The organism is Acinetobacter sp. YH12131 (genome assembly GCF_013418635.1).
GTDB classification, from domain to species: domain Bacteria; phylum Pseudomonadota; class Gammaproteobacteria; order Pseudomonadales; family Moraxellaceae; genus Acinetobacter; species Acinetobacter towneri.
This window is the reverse complement of record NZ_VPBQ01000014.1, coordinates 38,564-58,980: the sequence shown is the minus strand read 5'-3', so window position 1 is coordinate 58,980 and position 20,417 is coordinate 38,564. Positions and strand designations below refer to the sequence as shown.

15 protein-coding genes and 4 pseudogenes are annotated in these 20,417 nt (G+C 39.2%); 16 read left to right on the top strand and 3 right to left on the bottom strand.

Features of this window, described 5'->3' with window-relative positions:
* Positions 1-151: 151 nt before the first annotated feature.
* Together tnpA and FTU66_RS10495 are read left to right on the top strand one after the other, a co-directional pair.
* On the top strand, positions 152-469 hold the full coding sequence (tnpA, locus tag FTU66_RS10500) for an IS200/IS605 family transposase (RefSeq protein WP_257229519.1): 318 nt from the start codon (positions 152-154) through the stop codon (positions 467-469).
* A 61-nt stretch (positions 470-530) separates the two neighbouring features.
* Positions 531-1,642: pseudogene (locus FTU66_RS10495) on the top strand (IS66 family transposase); the annotation flags it as partial.
* Between the two features lie 485 nt (positions 1,643-2,127).
* Here the strand turns inward: FTU66_RS10495 and FTU66_RS10490 are convergent.
* Complete coding sequence (locus FTU66_RS10490; RefSeq protein ID WP_094069347.1) at positions 2,128-3,300, bottom strand: replication initiation protein; 1,173 nt, start codon at positions 3,298-3,300, stop codon at positions 2,128-2,130.
* 856 nt (positions 3,301-4,156) lie between these two features.
* Here FTU66_RS10490 and FTU66_RS10485 point away from each other — a divergent pair.
* From FTU66_RS10485 to FTU66_RS10445, 9 genes are all read left to right on the top strand, one after another.
* A complete protein-coding gene (locus FTU66_RS10485; RefSeq protein ID WP_094069344.1) occupies positions 4,157-4,930 on the top strand; it encodes a ParA family protein in 774 nt (257 codons plus the stop codon).
* Between the two features lie 13 nt (positions 4,931-4,943).
* Complete coding sequence (locus FTU66_RS10480) at positions 4,944-5,855, top strand: ParB/RepB/Spo0J family partition protein (protein ID WP_070153141.1); 912 nt, start codon at positions 4,944-4,946, stop codon at positions 5,853-5,855.
* A gap of 105 nt (positions 5,856-5,960) precedes the next feature.
* Complete coding sequence (locus tag FTU66_RS10475; protein WP_070153138.1) at positions 5,961-6,239, top strand: hypothetical protein; 279 nt, start codon at positions 5,961-5,963, stop codon at positions 6,237-6,239.
* 227 nt (positions 6,240-6,466) lie between these two features.
* On the top strand, positions 6,467-8,014 hold the full coding sequence (locus FTU66_RS10470) for a class I SAM-dependent DNA methyltransferase (protein WP_154320136.1): 1,548 nt from the start codon (positions 6,467-6,469) through the stop codon (positions 8,012-8,014).
* Positions 8,011-9,126 (top strand): restriction endonuclease subunit S, encoded by a 1,116-nt coding sequence (locus FTU66_RS10465; protein WP_104915058.1) that lies wholly within the window; start codon positions 8,011-8,013, stop codon positions 9,124-9,126. The genes FTU66_RS10470 and FTU66_RS10465 overlap by 4 nt, the downstream gene beginning before the upstream one ends.
* A gap of 55 nt (positions 9,127-9,181) precedes the next feature.
* A complete protein-coding gene (locus FTU66_RS10460; protein ID WP_167846516.1) occupies positions 9,182-9,715 on the top strand; it encodes a DUF2939 domain-containing protein in 534 nt (177 codons plus the stop codon).
* 28 nt (positions 9,716-9,743) lie between these two features.
* A complete protein-coding gene (locus FTU66_RS10455; protein ID WP_070153126.1) occupies positions 9,744-10,220 on the top strand; it encodes a hypothetical protein in 477 nt (158 codons plus the stop codon).
* Between the two features lie 84 nt (positions 10,221-10,304).
* Positions 10,305-13,544: a type I restriction endonuclease subunit R gene (locus FTU66_RS10450; RefSeq protein ID WP_218944576.1), complete on the top strand. Its 3,240-nt coding sequence runs from the start codon at positions 10,305-10,307 to the stop codon at positions 13,542-13,544.
* Between the two features lie 494 nt (positions 13,545-14,038).
* A complete protein-coding gene (locus tag FTU66_RS10445; protein WP_154320138.1) occupies positions 14,039-14,563 on the top strand; it encodes a hypothetical protein in 525 nt (174 codons plus the stop codon).
* A gap of 49 nt (positions 14,564-14,612) precedes the next feature.
* On the opposite strand, the pseudogene FTU66_RS10440 reads toward FTU66_RS10445, so the two are convergent.
* Positions 14,613-14,921, bottom strand: a pseudogene (locus FTU66_RS10440) (transposase); the annotation flags it as partial.
* Positions 14,922-14,952: 31 nt separating this feature from the next.
* Between FTU66_RS10440 and FTU66_RS10435 the strand changes: the two are divergent.
* Both FTU66_RS10435 and FTU66_RS10430 read left to right on the top strand, forming a co-directional pair.
* Positions 14,953-15,399, top strand: coding sequence for a Wadjet anti-phage system protein JetD domain-containing protein (locus FTU66_RS10435; RefSeq protein WP_228291712.1), 447 nt, complete (start codon positions 14,953-14,955; stop codon positions 15,397-15,399).
* A 23-nt stretch (positions 15,400-15,422) separates the two neighbouring features.
* Positions 15,423-16,582, top strand: a protein-coding gene (locus tag FTU66_RS10430) for an IS3 family transposase (RefSeq protein WP_154320140.1) whose coding sequence is annotated in 2 segments (ribosomal slippage) — positions 15,423-15,657 and positions 15,657-16,582 — 1,161 coding nt in all. Because the reading frame shifts where the segments join, the coding sequence is not laid out codon by codon here.
* Positions 16,583-16,936: 354 nt separating this feature from the next.
* Here FTU66_RS10430 and FTU66_RS10425 read toward each other — a convergent pair.
* Complete coding sequence (locus FTU66_RS10425) at positions 16,937-18,271, bottom strand: ISNCY family transposase (protein ID WP_103254392.1); 1,335 nt, start codon at positions 18,269-18,271, stop codon at positions 16,937-16,939.
* Between the two features lie 156 nt (positions 18,272-18,427).
* Here FTU66_RS10425 and FTU66_RS10420 point away from each other — a divergent pair, with 156 nt between their 5' ends.
* The 3 genes and pseudogenes from FTU66_RS10420 to FTU66_RS10410 form a co-directional block, all read left to right on the top strand.
* Entirely contained in the window at positions 18,428-18,727 is a 300-nt protein-coding gene (locus tag FTU66_RS10420) for a hypothetical protein (protein ID WP_179989178.1), read from the top strand.
* A 209-nt stretch (positions 18,728-18,936) separates the two neighbouring features.
* Positions 18,937-19,957: pseudogene (gene istA / locus FTU66_RS10415) on the top strand (IS21 family transposase).
* 13 nt (positions 19,958-19,970) lie between these two features.
* Positions 19,971-20,375, top strand: a pseudogene (locus FTU66_RS10410) (HlyD family efflux transporter periplasmic adaptor subunit); the annotation flags it as partial.
* Positions 20,376-20,417 lie beyond the last annotated feature (42 nt).

Here is a 20,417-nt window from a genome sequence, read left to right as displayed (position 1 = left end):
AATCATCACAAAATTATGTTGGTGATAATTTGGTAAATTTTTAAAAACTTATGTGACCACAATTAAACGATCTTAATAAAAATTAATTCCAATAAAAAATATTTGAAAACGTAAGTTGTTTATTTCATTGTACTTATATACACAGCAATTTATACAATTTAATGTATATTATGTTGGTGACTATTGCCAATATCGGGCTTTGGATTTTGATGCTGTATTGATTGAATTTAATGGGGAGGATGATCATGTTCATTTATTAATTAATTACCCACCAAAAGTTGCTATTTCAAATTTAGTGAATAGCTTAAAAGGTCTATCTAGTCGCCACCTTAGAAAAGACTTTCCTGAAATTAAAAACAAACTTTGGGGTGATTCTTTATGGTCGCCAAGTTACTTTGCTTCAAGTTGCGGTGGTGCGCCATTAGAAATTATTAAACAATACATCGAGCAACAACAATCACCTCATTAGAATTAAAAATCGAGCCTTATATCACCTCCATAAATGAGGGTGTTTTACGGCTCATTGGATAAATAAACATAAACGTCGACTACTCCCAGATCATTTAGCAACCGTACGTATTGAGCATGAATCTGCATCAACGCAATACATCTGTGGGTGCACACTGCGTCGTATCGGCGAATATCAGTGAAAAATTGAATTTCAGACCAGCGCAGTTCTATAAAGAACAGCATGTGCGTGGTAAATGGGTTTGTGATCAATGTGACACCCTGACTCAGCAAACGATGCCTGCCTATGTGATCGATAAATGTATTGCGACACTTGAGTTACTTAGCCATGTGCTGGTATCCAAATATGCTGATCACTTACCGCTGTATCGTCAGCGACAGATCTTTCTGCGCGCAGGTGTAGATCTATCTAGATCCACCCTGTCAGATTGGATTGGTCGCTGTGGTGTAGACACTTGAACCTCTGGTCAATGCCTTAAAACAGGTGGTGCTGCAGCAAGGGGGTGATCTATGACTTTCAAGAAACCGTTCAGGTCTGCATGCAGAAGAATTCCTGAATGGCTGGCAGGGACATCTGGTCTGTGATGATTACAGTGGTTATAAAGCACATTTCAAATCAGGTCAGATCATTGAAGTAGGTTGCATGGCACATGCATGTCGTAAATTCCATGAACTGCATATCACTGGGAAAAGTCAGATTGCTGAACAGGCACTGGTGCTGATTCAGAAATTGTATGCGATAGAAGCAGAGTTAAGGCACAAGACCGACGGTACAGCGCAACAACGCTGCGAATACCGGCAACGGCATAGTCAACCAGTGATGCAACAACTATATGAATTGCTCAACCAACATCATCTGATGGTGCCATCAAGTTCTACCACCGCTAAGGCAATCAATTACACTCTAAAGCGCTGGCAAGCCTTAAGCCGCTATTCAGATGATGGTAATCTATCTATTTACAATGATTTGGTGGAGAACCAAATGCACCCTTGGGCTTTAAGTCGTAAGAACTGGTTGTATGTTGGATCACTGCGCAGTGGTCAGCGAGTTGCTAACATCATGACATTGATCCAGTCAGCAAAGTTGAATGGTCTAGATCTGTATGCCTATTTAAATGGTGTACTGCAAAAGTTGCCGACATACAAAGTGATCCAAATTAAAAGATTGGCATAGAGTTTAGAGGATACTTACAAATCAATGGTATCGCCAAGTTGATCGTCATCATCTTTAGCTAAAACGGTCTTTAGCTTATCATTTGTGGCTAGACGCAACAGCATCAAATATCTAGCTTAAGAAGCATCTCAGAGTAAATTTTTACAACAAAGCTAATAAGCTTAGGCTATTTTAATAGTTTTCATGATCCGCTGCTTTATACAAAGGCTATAAAAATATTTAGTAATTTTTTATCTAAATTACTCTATATACTTAAAACTTGGTTGATCTCCCTATCTTAACCACACCATTTTTTGAGCACTGAAAAACTTTTTTCTGCAAAAATATATGAGGAACAACAAAAGTGTAAAATCTAAAAATAATATCTATTCTTTTAACTATTTTTCATTCAGCTATACACACAGATATTTTGTATCCAATTTTCTTAGTACTTGAATTCTTCAGTGATACATTAAAAAATGTGTAGCAAGTTGCTACACTTTTCCTTAGACAAGCTCTTTACCAAAAATATCATTCAGCCTATCACGAATACTTTGTACAAATTCCGGATTATTTTTTAGTTTATGCTTCATATTACGTTTAAAGTCATTCAAGCTCATACCAACTTCAGCAAAATCCATTTGGAATAAAGTGTCATTAATAACAATATTTGCTTGAGAGTCAGTGAGACAACCAATTTTTTTAAACCACTTCTTGAACTGCGAATACTTTTCATCATTATTAAAAATGTACCAGGAACGTACATTCGTATCGAATTTTGCCCCCAATTCTTTTACTAATGCATTCTCTTCAAATGGAACATCAAGATAAATTTTTTCAATTACAGCAGTTTCATTTAGTGTTTTATCAGTAATACGCTGATGCAGTTTAAAATTCACCCCCACAATTGGGCGCCCTTTTTTTATGGTTTCATACTCTAGTTGTAGATCTGTATTTTCGTTAATTTCTGCAACTATTTTATCTAATACATAGCGTCTAAAATCTACCCAGCGATCATATTTAGTTTCATTAATATCAATCAGAGCTTTCAAGTTTTCTAAAAGCATTGGGACTTCATAACTCTTTTGGCTTGCGTACTTGAATTCATTTTTAATGAAATACGTATAAAGACTCATACTAGCAACAGAATCCAAGGCAAACAGATGTTTCAATTGATAGGTGGTGAAATTCCCCCCAGCCAACTGCGTGAAATACGGTAACACCTCACTGGTAAAACGAATCTGAATGGCATTTTTAGAATCATCTTCCCATCTTAACTCACGGATAATAGGAACGACAGAATGTACTTTTTTAGTCTTTCTCTTACCATCATCAGTAGGTTCCTCAATAATAAAATGAGCCACCCTAGATGAAAGTTCTTTATAAATCCGGTCTATTGCAACATTAATCGAATTGCGTTTATTCAATCCTAGTAAATCTGCCAAATCATCCTTATACAGATAAATATAGGTTTGTTCTGTGATTTCACCATTTACCCTATTTTTCTCACTATAATTTGCAACAGCCATTGCATATAGGAGCGCCTTATATTCATTGGCTGATAACTCAATTGGGCGAATTAAGCGGTTACTAGTGCTAACAACGCCATTATGACGAATATTGCCTATACAGTAAGGAATATGATTCAATTCTTCTTGCAATGATTCTGATTCTGTCATAACCGTGATATTTATATATTTAATTCTATTTTTATATACAAAAGTGGAAAAACTTTCAAGACTTTCACCACAAGAATCTAAGAGTGGAAGGCTTGTCATCAGAAATATGCATTTTTGACGATTTATTGTCCTTAAAGTGGAATGAAATATATTATTTCCACCATATAGTGACAGACCTTCCACCTTTAGCTCTAAACTAACAGTTCAAAATACCCATTTTCACTTATTTCTTCCAAATTTAGGTATGCTATGTCAGATAGAAACCTAGATGTGACAAGGCTTCCACCTTTCATTAGATTTGAAAGGTATAAATGAATAGATAATCATCAGGAAATATCCAATAAAAAAAATTTATCCACAGGGTGCTAACACATAGTGACAAACCTTCCACCCTTAAAGATTGTTTAGCCAACTTTATCAACAAATTAAGTATTTATTTTTGCAAGAGTTTTTTAAAAAATATAACCTTTTTAAAAATAGTAGTGACAAACCTTCCACTCTTGTGACAAACTTTCCACTTTACGGTGACAGACCTTCCACCTTTGAGTGACAGACCTTCCACCTTTGAGTGACAGACCTTCCACCTTTGAGTGACAAACCTTCCACTTTACGGTGACAAGCCCTCCACTTTTAAACTTATAAGCATTTGTTTTATATAGCAAAAAAACAGTCTTAATTATTAATTAGCTAAATAAATAATTATACTAATTATTAATTAAGCTAGCTTATTTAAAAATTAGTTTTTTAAGTTGTTTTACACCTAAATAAATAAGATTTATAAATTTAAAAACTATAGTATGATGAGTGAAAGTTATTTATATTGTTAAACATTCAAATACGGAAGCATCTGACACGTATGTCTGCAAAAATTATTACGGTTGCTAACCACAAAGGTGGATGTGGCAAAACAACGACCGTTGTACATCTAGCCTCTGAACTTGCAAATCTTGGCAATAAAGTTTTAGTCATTGATTTAGATCCTCAAGCAAACGCAAGTTTACACATTGGGATCCAACATCCAAGCGAAATTGTTGTTACTTCAGCAGAATTACTCGTTGGTGATATTTCATTATTAGCTGATGCATTACAAGAAGAAACAAACTTTGAAAAAGTATCATTAATTTATGGCTCATTAAATTTAGGAAAAACTGAAGACCAGCTTAAAGAAGAAGCTCCTCGTCCTTCAGAAGAATTAAGCATCAAGCTAGAACTGTTAAAAGATCTTTACGACTTCATATTAATTGATTGCCCACCTAGTCTTAAACTATTAACCAGTAATGCCTTAGCATCATCAACACATGTCATTATCCCTATCGAATCTGGATCACAATATGGACTGTATGGGGTAACAGATCTTTTAAACCATCTTGAAAAGATAAAACGTATTAATCCAGATTTAGAGCTTTTAGGCGCTTTACTGATTAAACATGATGAACGTCAGAATGTTTGTAAATTGATTCGGGATGAAGCTTTAAAACAGGTTGGAAAAATTTTACAAACTACCATTCCTCAAAGTACTAAAGTTAATCAAGCAGCAATTCTGCAACAGCCACTTTTGAAAGTAGAAAAAAATTCAAAAGTACGTAAGGCTTTTGAAAGCCTTGCTTATGAAATTGTAGCGAAAGTTTAAACCTGAGAGTATTATGGCAAGCACTAAAGAGCTTTTAGCTCAAAAATTGAAACAAAATACAGAAAAACATCAGCAAGCACAGAAAGACAATATTAAAGAGCTAAAAGAATTTAGACGTAATGTTCCTATTGAGGATATCAGTCGCAGTCCCAACCAACCGCGTAAAGTATTTGAAGATTCTCAATTAAAAGAACTGGCGGATTCTATTAATGAAATCGGCCTTTTGCAGCCCATTACAGTGCGTAAACTTGATAATCTGAAATATGAACTGATTGCAGGCGAGCGACGCTTACGGGCGCATCAATTACTCGGCAAGTCGGTGATTGAAGCCATTATCATTGATGCTAATGATGAAGAAGCATCTTTGTTAACCCTAGCTGAAAATTTAAAGCGTCAAGATCTGACAGATTATGAAATTTTTATTGGTTTGAACTCACTTGATGAAAAGTTGAAGAAGAACAAGCAACGTTTAGCTAATTCATTGGGTTTAAATCGCGAAGATATGTACAAATATCTATCGTATGAAAAGCTGCCTAAAGCAATGTTGAATGACCTGGATTTGGAGCCAGGTCTAGTCGGTCGTACTGCTGCAACAGCGTTCAAGAAATTTTTATCGGATCATATAGAGCAACTTTCGGAGGCGGAAACAGCTTTACTCGGTGCTTGGGAGAAATTAAAAGAAAAAAAACTGGAGCAAAGCAAAGTTACTTCTTATGCTGAAAAACTATTGAGTCAAGATCCAGAAAAAGTAACCACGACATCAGTGGTAAGAAAAATCGAATATGATGGTAAGGTTGCTGGAAATATCAAACTGAATCAAAAACAGCTCAATATCTCTCTTAAAATTTCAGAAATTGATGAAGCTAGTCTTTTACAACTAGAAGATTTTTTAAAACAGCTTATTCAGAAAAGTGAAAAAGTGTAGCAACTTGCTACACTTTTCAGTTTGCTCATAAAACTCTCACACTTACGTGAGAATTTTTTATAATTATCACATGCGAAAAATTATACCACCCAAACTGAAATTGATATGGTTACGCTAGAAGAGTTTATTCCTAAAAATTATCTTATACGTAAAATAGACAAAGCGATTGATCTCAATATCATTCATGAACGTGTCGCGCATCTATATTGTCCCGATAAGGAGACTGTTGAACGAATTTTGCCGTTGCAAAATAATTACAGGGTCTCTGTTATGCAAGTAACGCAGCAATGTTTACTGTCAGTTACAGCACAAAACTTGAAGAAAATCGCCTTGCACTTATCGAAGTTAATTTTTATTGTATTTTTTAGCCATCAATACGCTTAAAAATAAATCACTATGAATAAGCGATAGAAGTTTAGAAAATACCCCCACTTTAACGATCGCTAAAGTGGGGTTTGTGATTAGTCTGAAAAGTGTAGCAACTTGCTACACTTTTTTAATACTTAAATTGTACGACAAGAAATGACGTATCAATACTTACACACGAGCGTATTATTGGGTACTATTGGTTTAACTAAAACTAGATAACCTATTCATTGCAGGACAATTCCATGGCACGTACTCCAAAGCAAACCAAACAAGAACCCATTGAGGTCATTCTTTGGAAAGCTGCAGACAAACTTCGTAAGAACATTGATGCTGCTGAGTACAAGCATGTAGTCCTTGGTTTGATCTTCCTCAAGTACATCTCTGACTCATTTGAAGCTCACTACAACCTATTGGTTGAAGGTGAGGGAGAGTTTGCAGGAGCTGATCCTGAAGATCGTGATGAATACACTGCATACAACGTCTTCTTCGTTCCTGAGATCGCACGTTGGTCATACCTGTTAAACCAAGCAAAGCAAGTCACCATTGGTAAGATTGTAGACGATGCAATGGAAGCCATTGAGAATGAGAACCCTCAGCTCAAAGGTGTACTACCTAAAGTCTATGCACGTCAAAATCTCGATCCTACGAGCCTAGGTGAGCTGATAGACCTCATTGGTAACATTGCCCTAGGTGATGCAAAAGATCGCTCTGCCGACGTTTTAGGACACGTATTCGAGTACTTCCTAGGTGAGTTCGCTTTAGCTGAAGGTAAGCAAGGTGGGCAGTTCTACACGCCTAAATCCATCGTGAGCTTATTGGTTGAAATGCTAGAGCCATACAAAGGACGTGTATTCGATCCTTGCTGTGGTTCAGGTGGTATGTTCGTACAGTCTGAGAAATTCGTAGAATCGCATCAGGGTTTAGTGGACGACATCTCCATCTATGGTCAAGAAAGTAACCAGACAACTTGGCGTTTGGCCAAGATGAACTTAGCCATTCGTGGCATTAACTCAGAGCATGTGAAATGGAACTCTGAGGGTTCATTCCTGAATGATGCACACAAAGACCTGAAAGCGGATTACATCATTGCTAATCCACCATTCAACGTCTCTGATTGGAGCGGTGAGCAGTTAGTGGGTGATGCTCGTTGGTCTCTAGGTACACCACCTGCAGGCAATGCGAACTTCGCATGGATGCAACACTTCTTGTATCACATGAGTCCTAAAGGTCAGGCAGGCGTTGTGCTTGCTAAAGGTGCATTAACCTCTAAGACCAGTGGTGAAGGTGAGATTCGTAAAGCCTTGGTTTCAGAAGCCAATGTCATCGACTGTATTGTGAACCTACCTGCCAAGCTGTTCCTGAACACACAGATTCCTGCTGCTTTATGGTTTATGCGTCGTGACCGTGTTAACTCAAGCCAATACCAAGATCGTAGCAATGAGATTCTGTTCATTGATGCTCGTAACCTAGGTCATCTGATTAACCGCAGAACCAAAGTCTTGTCTGATGAAGATATTAAGCTCATCACAGACACTTACCACAATTGGCGTAACAAGGGTGGTGAGTATGAGGATGTTGCAGGCTTCTGTGCATCTGTACCACTTGAGAAAGTCGCTGAGCTTGATTATGTACTGACGCCAGGTCGTTATGTTGGTTTAGCTGATGATGAAGATGAGTTCGACTTCAAGGTACGCTTTACAAGCTTAAAGGCAGAGTTTGAAGCACAGCTTGCTGAGGAAGCCAAGCTAAACCAAGCCATTGCTGAGAACTTAGCAAAGGTGGTTGTATGAGTGAGTGGCAGGTTGGGCGATTAGATAGCTTCTTTACCCTAAAACGTGGTTATGACTTACCAAAGCAATCTCGTGTTTCTGGTAGTGTTCCCATCATTGCTTCTTCAGGTTTTGCTGATTTTCATAATGAAGCCAAAGTAAATGAATCAGGTGTTGTGACGGGCCGATATGGAACCATTGGTTCAGTTTTTTTCAGTGATGTACCATTTTGGCCATTAAACACATCTCTTTATGTAAACGACTTTAAGGGGAATGACAAAAAGTTCATCTACTACTTTTTGCAAACATTGGATTGGGAAAAATTTAGTGACAAAAGTGCGGTGCCTGGAGTTAACCGTAATGATGTTCATCAAGAAGAGATATGCTTTCCGTCTCTCCCTGAACAAAAAGCCATAGCCTCAATCCTTTCATCATTAGATGACAAGATCGACTTACTGCACTGTCAGAACAAGACTTTGGAAGCCATGGCTGAAACACTGTTTCGTCAATGGTTTATTGAGGAAGCGAAAGAGGATTGGGATGATTTACTAGTAAGTGATATAGCTACTCATATCAAAGACAATGTGAACCCATCAAAAGATCCTCTTAAGACATACTATCATTTTAGTTTGCCTGCTTTTGATTCAGGAGAAAAGCCTACTATTGAATTGGGTGCGGAAATTCTGAGTAATAAGTACAGAGTATGTGAGAACTCAATTTTAGTCTCAAAGCTGAATCCAAGAGTGCCTCGTATATGGTTATTAACTGATGTCAAAGATAATTATGTATGTTCAACAGAGTTTCAGAATTTGAAGCCTAAAGTAGGATCTCATTTAATGTTCTTGTATAGCTTATTCAATTCAAGAGATGTTATTGATGAATTAGCAATGAGTGCTTCGGGAACCAGTGGCAGTCATCAAAGGGTTAAGCCAGAAGATATGTTAAATATCTCTTTTAAGACTCCAAGTTTAGACTACCTTGAAGAGTATTCGCTGTTGATTACTCCTTCGATGCAAAAGGTTTCATCTAACAAGAAGCAAATCCAAACACTTGAACAACTACGAGATACCTTGCTTCCTAAGCTGATGAGCGGCGAAGTCAGAGTCCAATACCAAACAGAAGAAGTTGCATAACATTTGAGGTGAAGTCATTTGATGGCTTCACCTTTTTTACATTCAGGGGGCTGAATTGAATAAAAAAATTATAGGGGCAATCATTGCCTTAGTCGTAGTGATCTGTGGCTACTTGTATGCTTCGCCATACATTGCCATCAATAACATCAAGAATGCTGCACAAGTAGGTGATAGCGAAAAGGTGTCCAAGTACATCGACTATCCAAGTGTGCGTCAGAGCTTCAAAGATCAAATGAATGCCATGATGATGAAAGAGATGGCAACCCATAAAGATGATGGTTTCGCAGCACTAGGTGCCATGCTTGCATCTACCATGGTAGACAAGATGATTGATGGTTTTGTCACACCTGAAGGGATGACCATGATGATGCAAGGCAAAGACCTTAAAGATGCAGCACATTCATCACAGGGAGCATCAACAACAGAAACCAAAGAAGAAGATCAAGCAGAGTACAAAACTCGCTATACCTCATTCAGTGACTTTGAGGTTGTGATCCAACATCCAAATGATTCCAAAGCCGTCACTGTCAAAATGGTTCGTGATGGTTTGAGTTGGAAAGTGAATAAGATCGCTGTGCCGATGGATTAAGTAAAAGAGAACAAAGAGGAAAAACAGAATGATAAAGCGCATGATTCAAATGGGATTTGGCTTGATTGCTGTAGTTAGCTTTGCTGCAACCGTTCAAGCAGCACCGGCTAAATTCAATCATAGCGGCATACAAAAAGGTAAAGTCATAGAAACCTGTTATCACTCTCCTTGTTCAGTCGCCAAGTTTGTCTCTTACAAACAACTGAATAAGACAGCGACTGAATCCAAGATTCAAGTCACCTTGCTGGGCGGTAGTCGTGAGTGGGAAGCCAAGAAAATTGACTGGAATAGATCGCCACATAAAGTCACTGTGAATTGCTCATACCAACGACCAACAGTTCAGATTGGTTCACAAAAGACTCTGATTCCACTCAATGATGGTTTAGGTGTTCCTGGAGTACTGATGGTAGATGCTGAACTCTATCTATATGTTTGCCATAAGTTTGAGGGCGCTATTGAGAATGCTGTGCAGAAGTATGGCTATAACGTGCAGGACGATGAATAAGGTTTCTTAGCTTTACATCATATAAAAAATTAATGAGTCCAGGTTATATGGATAAGTTTAGGGGGAAATAATCAAGTGACTAAGATGACCGAATCAGACATTGAGCTGATGGCGATAGAGCAACTAGAGGGATTGGGCTATACCTATGTGTATGGACCTGAGATTGAATCGAAGGGCACTAACCCTCTACGAAGCTATAAGCAGGTCATCTTGGAAGACAAAGTGCTTGATGCATTACAACGCTTAAATCCTCATTTAAGCCAAGACAAATGTACTGAAGCACTAAAGCAAGTCACCAATATTCAATCCCCTGATCTACTCAGTAATAACCAAGCATTCCACCGACTGCTCACTGAGGGCATTAACATTGAGGTGAGCAAAGAGGGTAACACTCAAGGTGAGTATGCTTGGTTGATTGACTTTGAGAATCCAACCAATAACGAATTCCTTGTCGTCAATCAAGTAACCATCAAAGAAGATCGCTGGACAAGACGACCAGACATTATCTTGTATGTGAATGGCTTACCCTTGGTGGTCATTGAACTCAAGAATGCAACAGACGAGAATGCCACTGTAGAAGGCGCATACAAGCAAATACAGACCTATCAAAGCCAAATCCCTAGCTTGTTTACCTACAATGCTTTCAACGTCATCTCTGATGGTTTAGAGGCGAAAGCAGGTACTGTCTCAGCAGACTACAGTCGCTACATGGCGTGGAAGACAAACAATGGTCAAACCAAAGCCAAGAAGACACAAGCACAGCTAGAAGTCCTGATTCATGGTTTACTGAATCCAGTCACACTACTCGACATGATTCGACACTTCATTGTCTATGAATCAACGAAGCACGAGGATACCAATGGCTTAATCACCATTAAGACCATCAAGAAGATGGCTGCATATCATCAGTACTATGCAGTGAATGCAGCAGTCCTCTCGACTATTCGTGCGTCTGCAGTGAACTCGGACTCGAAATCAGCAGAAGTTGCCATGCAACATCAAGGTAGAAGTAAGCTCGAATTGGTACAGCAACAAGCAGTCGGTGACAAGAAAGCCGGTGTGGTATGGCATACCCAAGGCTCAGGTAAGTCTTTGTCTATGGTTTTCTACACAGGCAAGATTGTCTTGGCTTTGGATAATCCAACAGTCGTTGTGATCACAGATCGTAATGATCTAGATGATCAGCTCTTTGGTACATTCGCTGCATCAAGCCAACTCCTTAGACAAACACCACGACAAGCAGACAGCCGAGAAGAACTCAAAGAGTTACTCAAGGTGGGTTCAGGTGGCGTGATCTTCACCACCATCCAAAAGTTCCAACCGGATGATGGCACTAGCGTCTACGAGCAACTGTCAGACCGAACCAACATTGTCGTGATTGCAGATGAAGCACATCGTTCTCAGTATGGCTTTAATGCCAAGGAAGTCGATGTCAAAGATGAAGATGGCAAGGTTGTCGGTAAACGTACTGTCTATGGTTTTGCCAAGTACATGCGTGATGCACTTCCTAATGCTACTTACCTTGGTTTCACAGGAACACCAATTGAGAAGACGGATGTAAACACACCTGCAGTCTTCGGGAACTATGTAGATATCTATGACATCTCGCAAGCAGTGGAGGATGGTGCAACTGTTCGTATCTTCTATGAAAGCCGCCTAGCTAAGATTGCCATCAGTGAGGAAGGCAAAGAGCTGATTGAAGACTTTGATGACCAGTTTACTGAAGATGACTTAAACCAAACTCAAAAAGAACGTGCGAAGTGGGCAAGAGTCGAAGGTTTGATCGGCAGTAAAGAACGTATCAAAGCCATTGCAAAGGACATCGTAGAACACTTTGAGCAGCGTCTTAAAGCCAATGCAAACCAAGGCAAAGGCATGATCGTCAGCATGTCTCGCAGGATCGCTGTAGACCTTTACAACGAGATTGTAAAGATCAAACCAGAGTGGCACAGTGATGATCTGAATGATGGTGTAATCAAAGTTGTGATGACTGCCTCAGCTTCAGATGGTGAGGTGATTGCTAAACATCACACTACCAAGCAACAGCGCCAACGCTTAGCAGATCGTATGAAAGACAATGATGATAAGCTCAAACTCGTTATTGTTCGTGATATGTGGCTGACTGGTTTCGATGCCCCAAGTATGCACACCCTTTACATCGACAAACCAATGAAAGGTCACAACCTCATGCAAGCGATTGCACGAGTCAACCGTGTCTACAAAGACAAGGCTGGTGGCTTGGTTGTGGACTATCTTGGTATCGCATCTGACTTGAAAGAAGCCTTATCGTTTTACTCAGAAGCAGGTGGTAAAGGTGATCCTGCATTGGTGCAGGATGAAGCTGCAACGATCCTGCAAGAAAAGCTAGAAGTGCTTGATGGCATTTTGCATGGCTTCAACTACCAAGAGTACTTCACTGCAGATACTTCTCGTAAGCTCAACATCATTTTAGAAGCGGAAGAGCATATCCTTGGTGTAGATCAAGGAGAAGGGAAGACTCGCTTCCTGACAGCAGTCACAGCGATGTCACAGGCATTCGCATTAGCTGTACCTCATCCACATGCTATGGAAGCTGCACCAGTGGTGGCATTCTTCCAAGCAGTCAAAGCACGTCTTGCTAAGTTTAGTGATGGTACAGGCAAGATTTCTGGCTTAAGTAATGCTGAGCTTGAAGCCAAGGTAAAGCAAACCATTGACCAAGCTCTAGTCACAGAGCAAGTGGTAGATATCTTCGATGCTGCAGGGATTCAGAAACCAGATATCTCGATTCTCTCTGATGAGTTTATGCAGGAGATGAAAGACTATAAGCATAAGAACATTGCGCTTGAAACACTTAAGAAGTTACTTGGTGATGAGATTAAGGTACGAGAGCAACGCAGTGTCACCCAAGGTAAGAAGCTCATGGATATGTTGAGTTCAGCAATTAAGGGTTATCAGAACAAGGTACTTACTGCAGCAGAAGTCATTGATGAACTGATCAAGTTAGCTAAGACAATTCAGGAGTCAGACAAACTGGCTGAAGAACTCAACCTGACTGAATACGAATATGCGTTCTACTCAGCAGTAGCAGACAATGACAGTGCTCGAGAATTGATGCAGAAAGACATATTGAGAGAACTTGCAGTCGTACTCACTGATTCTATTCGTAAGAATGTGACTTTGGATTGGACGATCAAGGAAGCTGCTAGAGCAAAGTTAAGAGTCATCGTGAAGAGATTGCTGAAGAAGTATGGCTATCCACCTGATATGGCTTTATTGGCTACAGAAACTGTATTGGAACAGGCTGAGCAGTTGGCTGAAGAGCTTTCCAGTTCAAAAGAATAGGGTACAGATAGTGTTCAAAAAGACCGCTATATTAACCATAACCAAGGGGGCATTTTTACACTGCTGCTAACAAGGACAACCCTTCACTTATACTAGCTCAAAACTGATCTGACAGTTCCCCGTTTTTTATTGTGCCTGTCAGGTTAAATTTGGGCTAAATTCTTATCAGCCCAAATTCGTTTTCCATTAAGTAAAGTTTCAAATGGGCTTCCTGTTTGACATCTTTTGGGAATAGTTTCGGATATTTTGTTGTTCTAACTTTTCATGATGCTGTTGAATTTAGTCCAGATCTCATAAAACATTGTATAACTGAAACGCTGGAAAACCTATTTAGCAAATTTGGGGTGTAGTTTCCACTTGAAATAATTCAATTAAAAATAAATGTATGTATTTTATTTATTTTTTGATATATTTCAGTTTAACCTAAAAACGACTAGTGATAGTTATAAAAAGTTGTGCTTAGAAGAATCTTTATTATTTTCAGAGGTTTACTTATGAAAAAGTTAGTAATCTTATTATCAATGTCGACGGTTTTTTTATCAGCTTGTGGTAATAAACATGACAAAATGGTTGGCTACTGGCAATTAGAAAATGTGCAAGGAAAGCGCATTATGCAAATTTTTAAAGAGGGTAAAGATAGTTATATTCTTAAAGAAAATGTGGTTGCTCGTAGTAATGTGGTGAATGGTAAAGAGGGAAGTTCTCTCGTATTGGAAAAAAAAGATGATACTTTAGCGGTTAATAATGGTTTAGCTGCTATGCCCTTACATTTATCTGATGATGGTCAAACATTACGTATTTCTAAAAATCAGTACAAAAAAGTAGATGAAAATTTTGTCAATAAAACAATAGAAAATATTAAAGTGTGTCATGAAATTGAAACAGAATATCGGACTAAAGTTAAAGAACTACCTATTTTTACTCGTGACCCTGCAATTCAAGAGCAACGTAAAACGTTGGCTGAGTCAACTACTAAAAAAATGCAAGCCATTGAAGATTGTAAATTTGGTATCTACTGATAATTACACTATTTAATGAGGGTGTAAATAATTCTGTGTAAATGTGGTTTTAAAAATACTTGGTTACACGTTCATCAAACATGATACTAAAACGATTCATGGCAGCTTTCCAATTCTGAATGGGCATCGTCCATTTTTTGCTTGCTGCCATAATCGCTAAATATACCACTTTTTTCACAGATTCATCGGTTGGGAAGATTTTTCTTTTCTTGGTGGCATGGCGAATGACACTGTTCAAGGATTCAATTGCATTGGTGGTATAAATCGCCTTGCGAATGTCCATTGGATAGGCAAAGAACGTGTTGAGATTCGACCAGTTGGCAAGCCATGATTTACTGATTTGAGGATATTTATCGTCTCACTTTTGACCAAATTCATCCAGGGATGACATACAATCGATACAGCGCATCATTATTATTGAAAATGGTGCCATGATGAATAGGGTATTTGATTGGTATATGCAGTTGCCTCTTGAGTGGCAGTCGAGCCTGTTTGTCTATCGTGGGCATGGGGCCAACATTAAAACAGTAGTTAAATTATTAGAACAAGTATCGGATAACTGCTTGTTGGCATTTTATGGTGATCTTGATCCGTATGGGATTAATATTGCCTCTCATTTTTATAAAATACGTCCTTTAGCCCTGATTGTGCCTAGTATCTGGCAGGAGATCACAGTCACTCATATCGACAACAATGTGAATAAATTCTTGAAGCAGATCGTTCAGACTAGGGATATTGCATTTGATCAAGCTGAACCTTTGATTTTAAGAGAGCTATTTCATCATGTTGATCCTAGCCAAAATAATGGACAGTACTTCCCTCTAAAGATAACGTAACGTTAACTTTGGAGATCCAAGAAATGGCCAAACGTTTTAATCCCAAATTTAAACAGCAAGCAATTGATTATGCACTTTCAAACTCACACGAGCCTACAGCTGCAATCGCCCAGAAATTAGGTGTGGGTTATTCAACTTTAGACAAATGGATTCGTGAAGCCAATCCAGTGGGTTCAAGCAAACGTCAACTTTCACCAGAACAACAGCGGATATTGGAATTAGAGAAAGAAGTCAAACAGCTTAGGGAAGTCAATGACATCTTAAAAAAAGCGCATGTGTACTTTCTGACAGATCATGCCAAGAAAAGTACACGGTAATTCAAGATCTGGATGTGAATGAAGTCACTGTATCTTCTGTCTGTAAATGCCTGGGTGTCAGCACTTCAGGCTATTATGCCTGGCGAAAGCGCCAGACCAATCTAGCGCAGAAATATAATGATTTAAAAGCCGTATATTGGCAGCATCATGCACGATTGGGTGCACCTTCATTGGTACATGACATGCATGATTTAGGTTACAGCATGAGCGAACGAACCGTTGGAAGAATGCTTAAAAAGCTTGGTTTACGTAGCAGGATTGCACGTAAATACAAGCATACGACTGATTCAAACCATCGTTTGCCTACAGCACCTAACTTGTTAGATCGTCAATTTACGGTCAATGAACCCAATAAGATCTGGACAACAGATATTACCTATATCCGTACTAAGCAAGGTTGGCTGTATTTATGTGTGATGCTGGATCTATTCAGCCGTCGTATTGTCGGTTGGCAAACCAGCTATCGAATAGACCGTCAATTGGTATGTGATGCGTTTCATTATGCAATGGCTCGTCAGGGGTATCCAATGGGTGTCATGGTACATTCGGACCAAGGCTCACAGTACTGTAGTCGTGATTTTAGGGCGCTATTATTGACGAATAACTGCGTTCAAAGTATGTCACGCAGGGGAAACTGCTGGGATAATGCAGTGACCGAAAGCTTCTTTCATACATTGAAAGTTCATGTGGTCCATGGCAGTGTATTTGCCACTCGAAAAGAAGCGAATGCTGTCTTGTTTGACTATATTGAGATTTATTACAATCGAATCAGAAGACATTCTGCAAACGGCTGTTTAAGCCCAGAAGCCTTTGAACAGAAATATTTCAAGAATTTAGAGGGATTTGTTGTCCACGATACTGTCTAGGATCAAAAACTAGATCACCTACCTGTATATCTTCGATTTTTTTCCAAATTCTCCGTGGTAAATTTAGATCCCTCTGTACACGCACTAGAGTACCCGCAATAAAACACCCAGTAAGTGCTGGTATTTCTTTCAATTTATCACCCATAAAAAATGTCCCCTATTATTTGTTAATGATAATGTATGACTGTTAATTTTTTATCGTTCAAATTCTATTCTATTTAACATAATGGGCGTTATACGAAATTTTCAAAAAAATACAATAAAAATGCGAGCTTAAGGCTCCCATTTTTGATTTTTGTGTGTTATTCACCAATTAAAATGTCTATGCGATAAACCATTTAAAATGTCCTGTTTTTAACTGCAAGAGTCAAGAACAGGATTTAAATTTCTTTGTTCATTGCTAGCTTTCTGAGCTTTACGACTCGGCATACTTTTCTTGGCACGGGAACGTTTATTCTGTTTTTCCAACTCTTCATGCTGTTGTTGGATATGGGCCAGAACTGCGCCTAACCGTTTATTCTCAACCACTTCATTCTGCTGCAGTCCAGTCAGTTTATTGAAGATACTGTAGTTGATCTTCCGTCCTTCATACATGATCGCAACAGTGCCATCCGGGTACTCCAGAAATGAAATGTATTGTCCAACTAATTTCTGGTTCAATTCAGTCGGTTCAAGCATATAAATACATTTGTCATACGTCAGGGTTAGATTCTTGGTGACCTTACGTGGTTCCTGCCAGGTAAAAATATCATCCAGTTCAAGATCAGATTCGGTTAATGGTCGATGTAAATTCTTTGAGTTACGCGCACACTTGGCGAACTTCTGATTGAACTGCTCAATGAAGCAGGGTAGCCAAGCATTGGCTTCAGCAATCGAACTGATGCCTTCCAGACGCATCTCTTTGATCAGACGATCCTGAAGTGTCCTGTTAGCACGTTCCACACGTCCTTTGGCCTGTGGTGAGTTGGCAAAAATAATATCGATGTTTAACTCATTCAGAATCCGCCCAAATTGCGTGATCTTGCTGTCTTGGCTCGATTTCTGATTCACTCGGAATACTGAGTGTTTATCGCTATAAAAGGCCAAAGGCTTGCCATATTGCTTAATGTAGGCTCTCGTGGAAAGCATATAGTCGAAGGTCGTTTCAGCCTCACAAAAGCGCAGATGCAACAGCTTTCCAGTGGCGTCATCGATATAAACCAGCAAACAGCATTTGGCGGATCGTCCTTCAAACCAGTCATGATAGGAGCCATCAATCTGGATCAGTTCACCGAAGCAATCACGGTTATATCTAGGCTGATATGGACGTTTCAGACGCTTGGATCGCGGAATCCAGAGCTCATTGGCAGTCATCCAGCGACGAACTGTTTCCACAGGAATATTCAGCTCAAACATGCTGCTGAGCTTCTCATGCGCCAAGGTGGGCCCAAAGCCCAGCAGATGTTCAGAAATAATGGAAAGGCACTTTGCTTTTAACAAGTCATCATGGCGACGATGGCCAGGTTGACCACGACTGGCATGAGCCAGACCTGAAACACCATCTTGATTGAGCTTCTGCAATAACCGGGTAATTTGACGGGTGGAAAGATTCAGGATTTCAGCAGCACGGACTTGGGTAATACGATGATCTCGAACGTCTTGCAGAACCGCAAGACGTTGAATTTCTTTGTCAGACATAGTGATCAGCATCTATATTTCATATCCAGTCCATGATGGTTAAATCATCATAAACTAGACATTTTTATTGGTGAGAATACAGACACTTTAAATGGGTTCTAACATTTCGATTTCGTATAAGGTGTATTATGTTAATTTTAGGGGAACTTAATTCTATAGGTGATACCAATGGACAAAAAGATAGAAGATAAAACTAAAGATATTAATGAAAAAATTCAAAAATTGGATTTAGCTATCCAAGAACTAATAGAAACTACAGACAATTTTTTTATTAATGATAAGTACTATGGAATTGAATGCGCTTTTATTTTAGACCATGCACTAAATATTAAAATGCACTTTTTCAACAAGTATCCAGCATTTGCACCACCTCACTTACGAGGAGTAGAAAATTATGATCGAATTATACATATTAGAGAAAATAATCCTGAAGATAAGCTAGAACAAATTTCTCCTCTTAAAGACTAAATTTTCTAATCTCGTACTTAGAATCCCCTACCATTTAACATAATGGTGGTTATACGAAATTTCAAAAAAATACAGTAAAAATGGGAGCTTAAGGCCACTGCTGTCCCATAAATATAACAAGTGTTAGCAGCAGTGTAAAAATAACCCTCTAACGGCATTTTAAAACTGACCCCCTTGGTTAATATAGCGGTCTTTTTGGACTGCTCAACATGTTAACTTTGGAGCAAGCAGTGACCATCCAAATTCTTCATCAACAAGGTAAATCCATTAAAGCCATTAGTCGTGAACTTGGGGTATCCAGGAATACCGTACGTAAATATTTACGGCAAAACACCACACCTCAGTATCGGCGTACACAACCTAGAATAAGTATTCTTGATCCATATAAACCCTATTTGCTTGAACGTGTAAATGCAGCTCATCCTGAATGGATTCCTGCCGTTGTGCTCTATAAGCAGATTTTAGGGTTTGGATATCCAGGAAAGATCAGGATATTGAGGGAATATCTTGCAACATTAAAACCCGTTGCCAAATCAGAACCCGTCATTCGTTTTGAAACCCAACCTGGTCAACAAATGCAGGTTGATTTCACCACGATTCGACGTCACCATACGACTTTGAAAGCCTTTGTGGCCACATTAGGTTATTCCAGAGCAACCTTCGTGAAATTTTATGATCATGAACGGACGGATGCATGGATCGATGGTCTGGAAAATGCATTTCAGTTCTTTGGGGGCGTACCTCAGGAAATCCTGTTTGATAACGCTAAAACGATCATGATTGAACGGGATGCCTATCAGGAGGGGCAGCACAAATGGAACCCCAAACTGCTCGATTGTGCCAAGAAATATGGCTTTCGCCTCCCGCGTATGTAAACCCTACCGCGCACAGACCAAAGGCAAAGTTGAACGCTTTAATGGATATCTCAAATCAAGCTTTATTGTGCAATTGAAAGCAAGCCTTAAGACTTCAGGCTTATTGTTGGATGTTGATGTTGCTAATGCCCACATTGGTCGGTGGTTGCATGAAACCGCCAATCAGCGGATTCATGCAACCACGCAAGAAAAACCAGCTGTTCGACTGCAGCAAGAGCAGCAAAGATTCGCGCCATTACCGCAATCAAATACGGTTTCCAGCATTGTGCCTGTTACAGCGGCACCGCATGTGATGCCCTACGAGAGTTTGCAGCATCCATTATCAGTATATGACCAGTTGCTGGGAGTTTCCTGATGAATCTGCAATTGGCGGAGTGATTTCTCAAAATGGCAAGTTGATGACAATTGTTCCGCTGGATGAACAACTTTTGGTTGAGGCACGTATTTCACCGCGAGATATTGCTTTTATTCATCCTGGGCAAGATGCACTGGTGAAGATCACCGCGTATGATTATTCTATTTATGGTGGGTTGAAAGGAAAAGTTTCTATTATTTCTCCAGACACCTTGAGAGATGAAGTTAAGCAAGATCAATTTTATTATCGAGTGTATATTCGAACGGATTCAGGAAAATTGATGAATAAAGCAGGCAAACAATTCAGTATTACTCCTGGCATGGTTGCAACAGTCGATATTAAAACAGGGGAGAAAACGATCTTAGATTATCTAATAAAACCATTTAATAAAGCGCAAGAGGCTTTAAGAGAAAGGTAAGCGTCCGCTGAACCCCACACTCTTTGAGTGGAACGTTCTTTA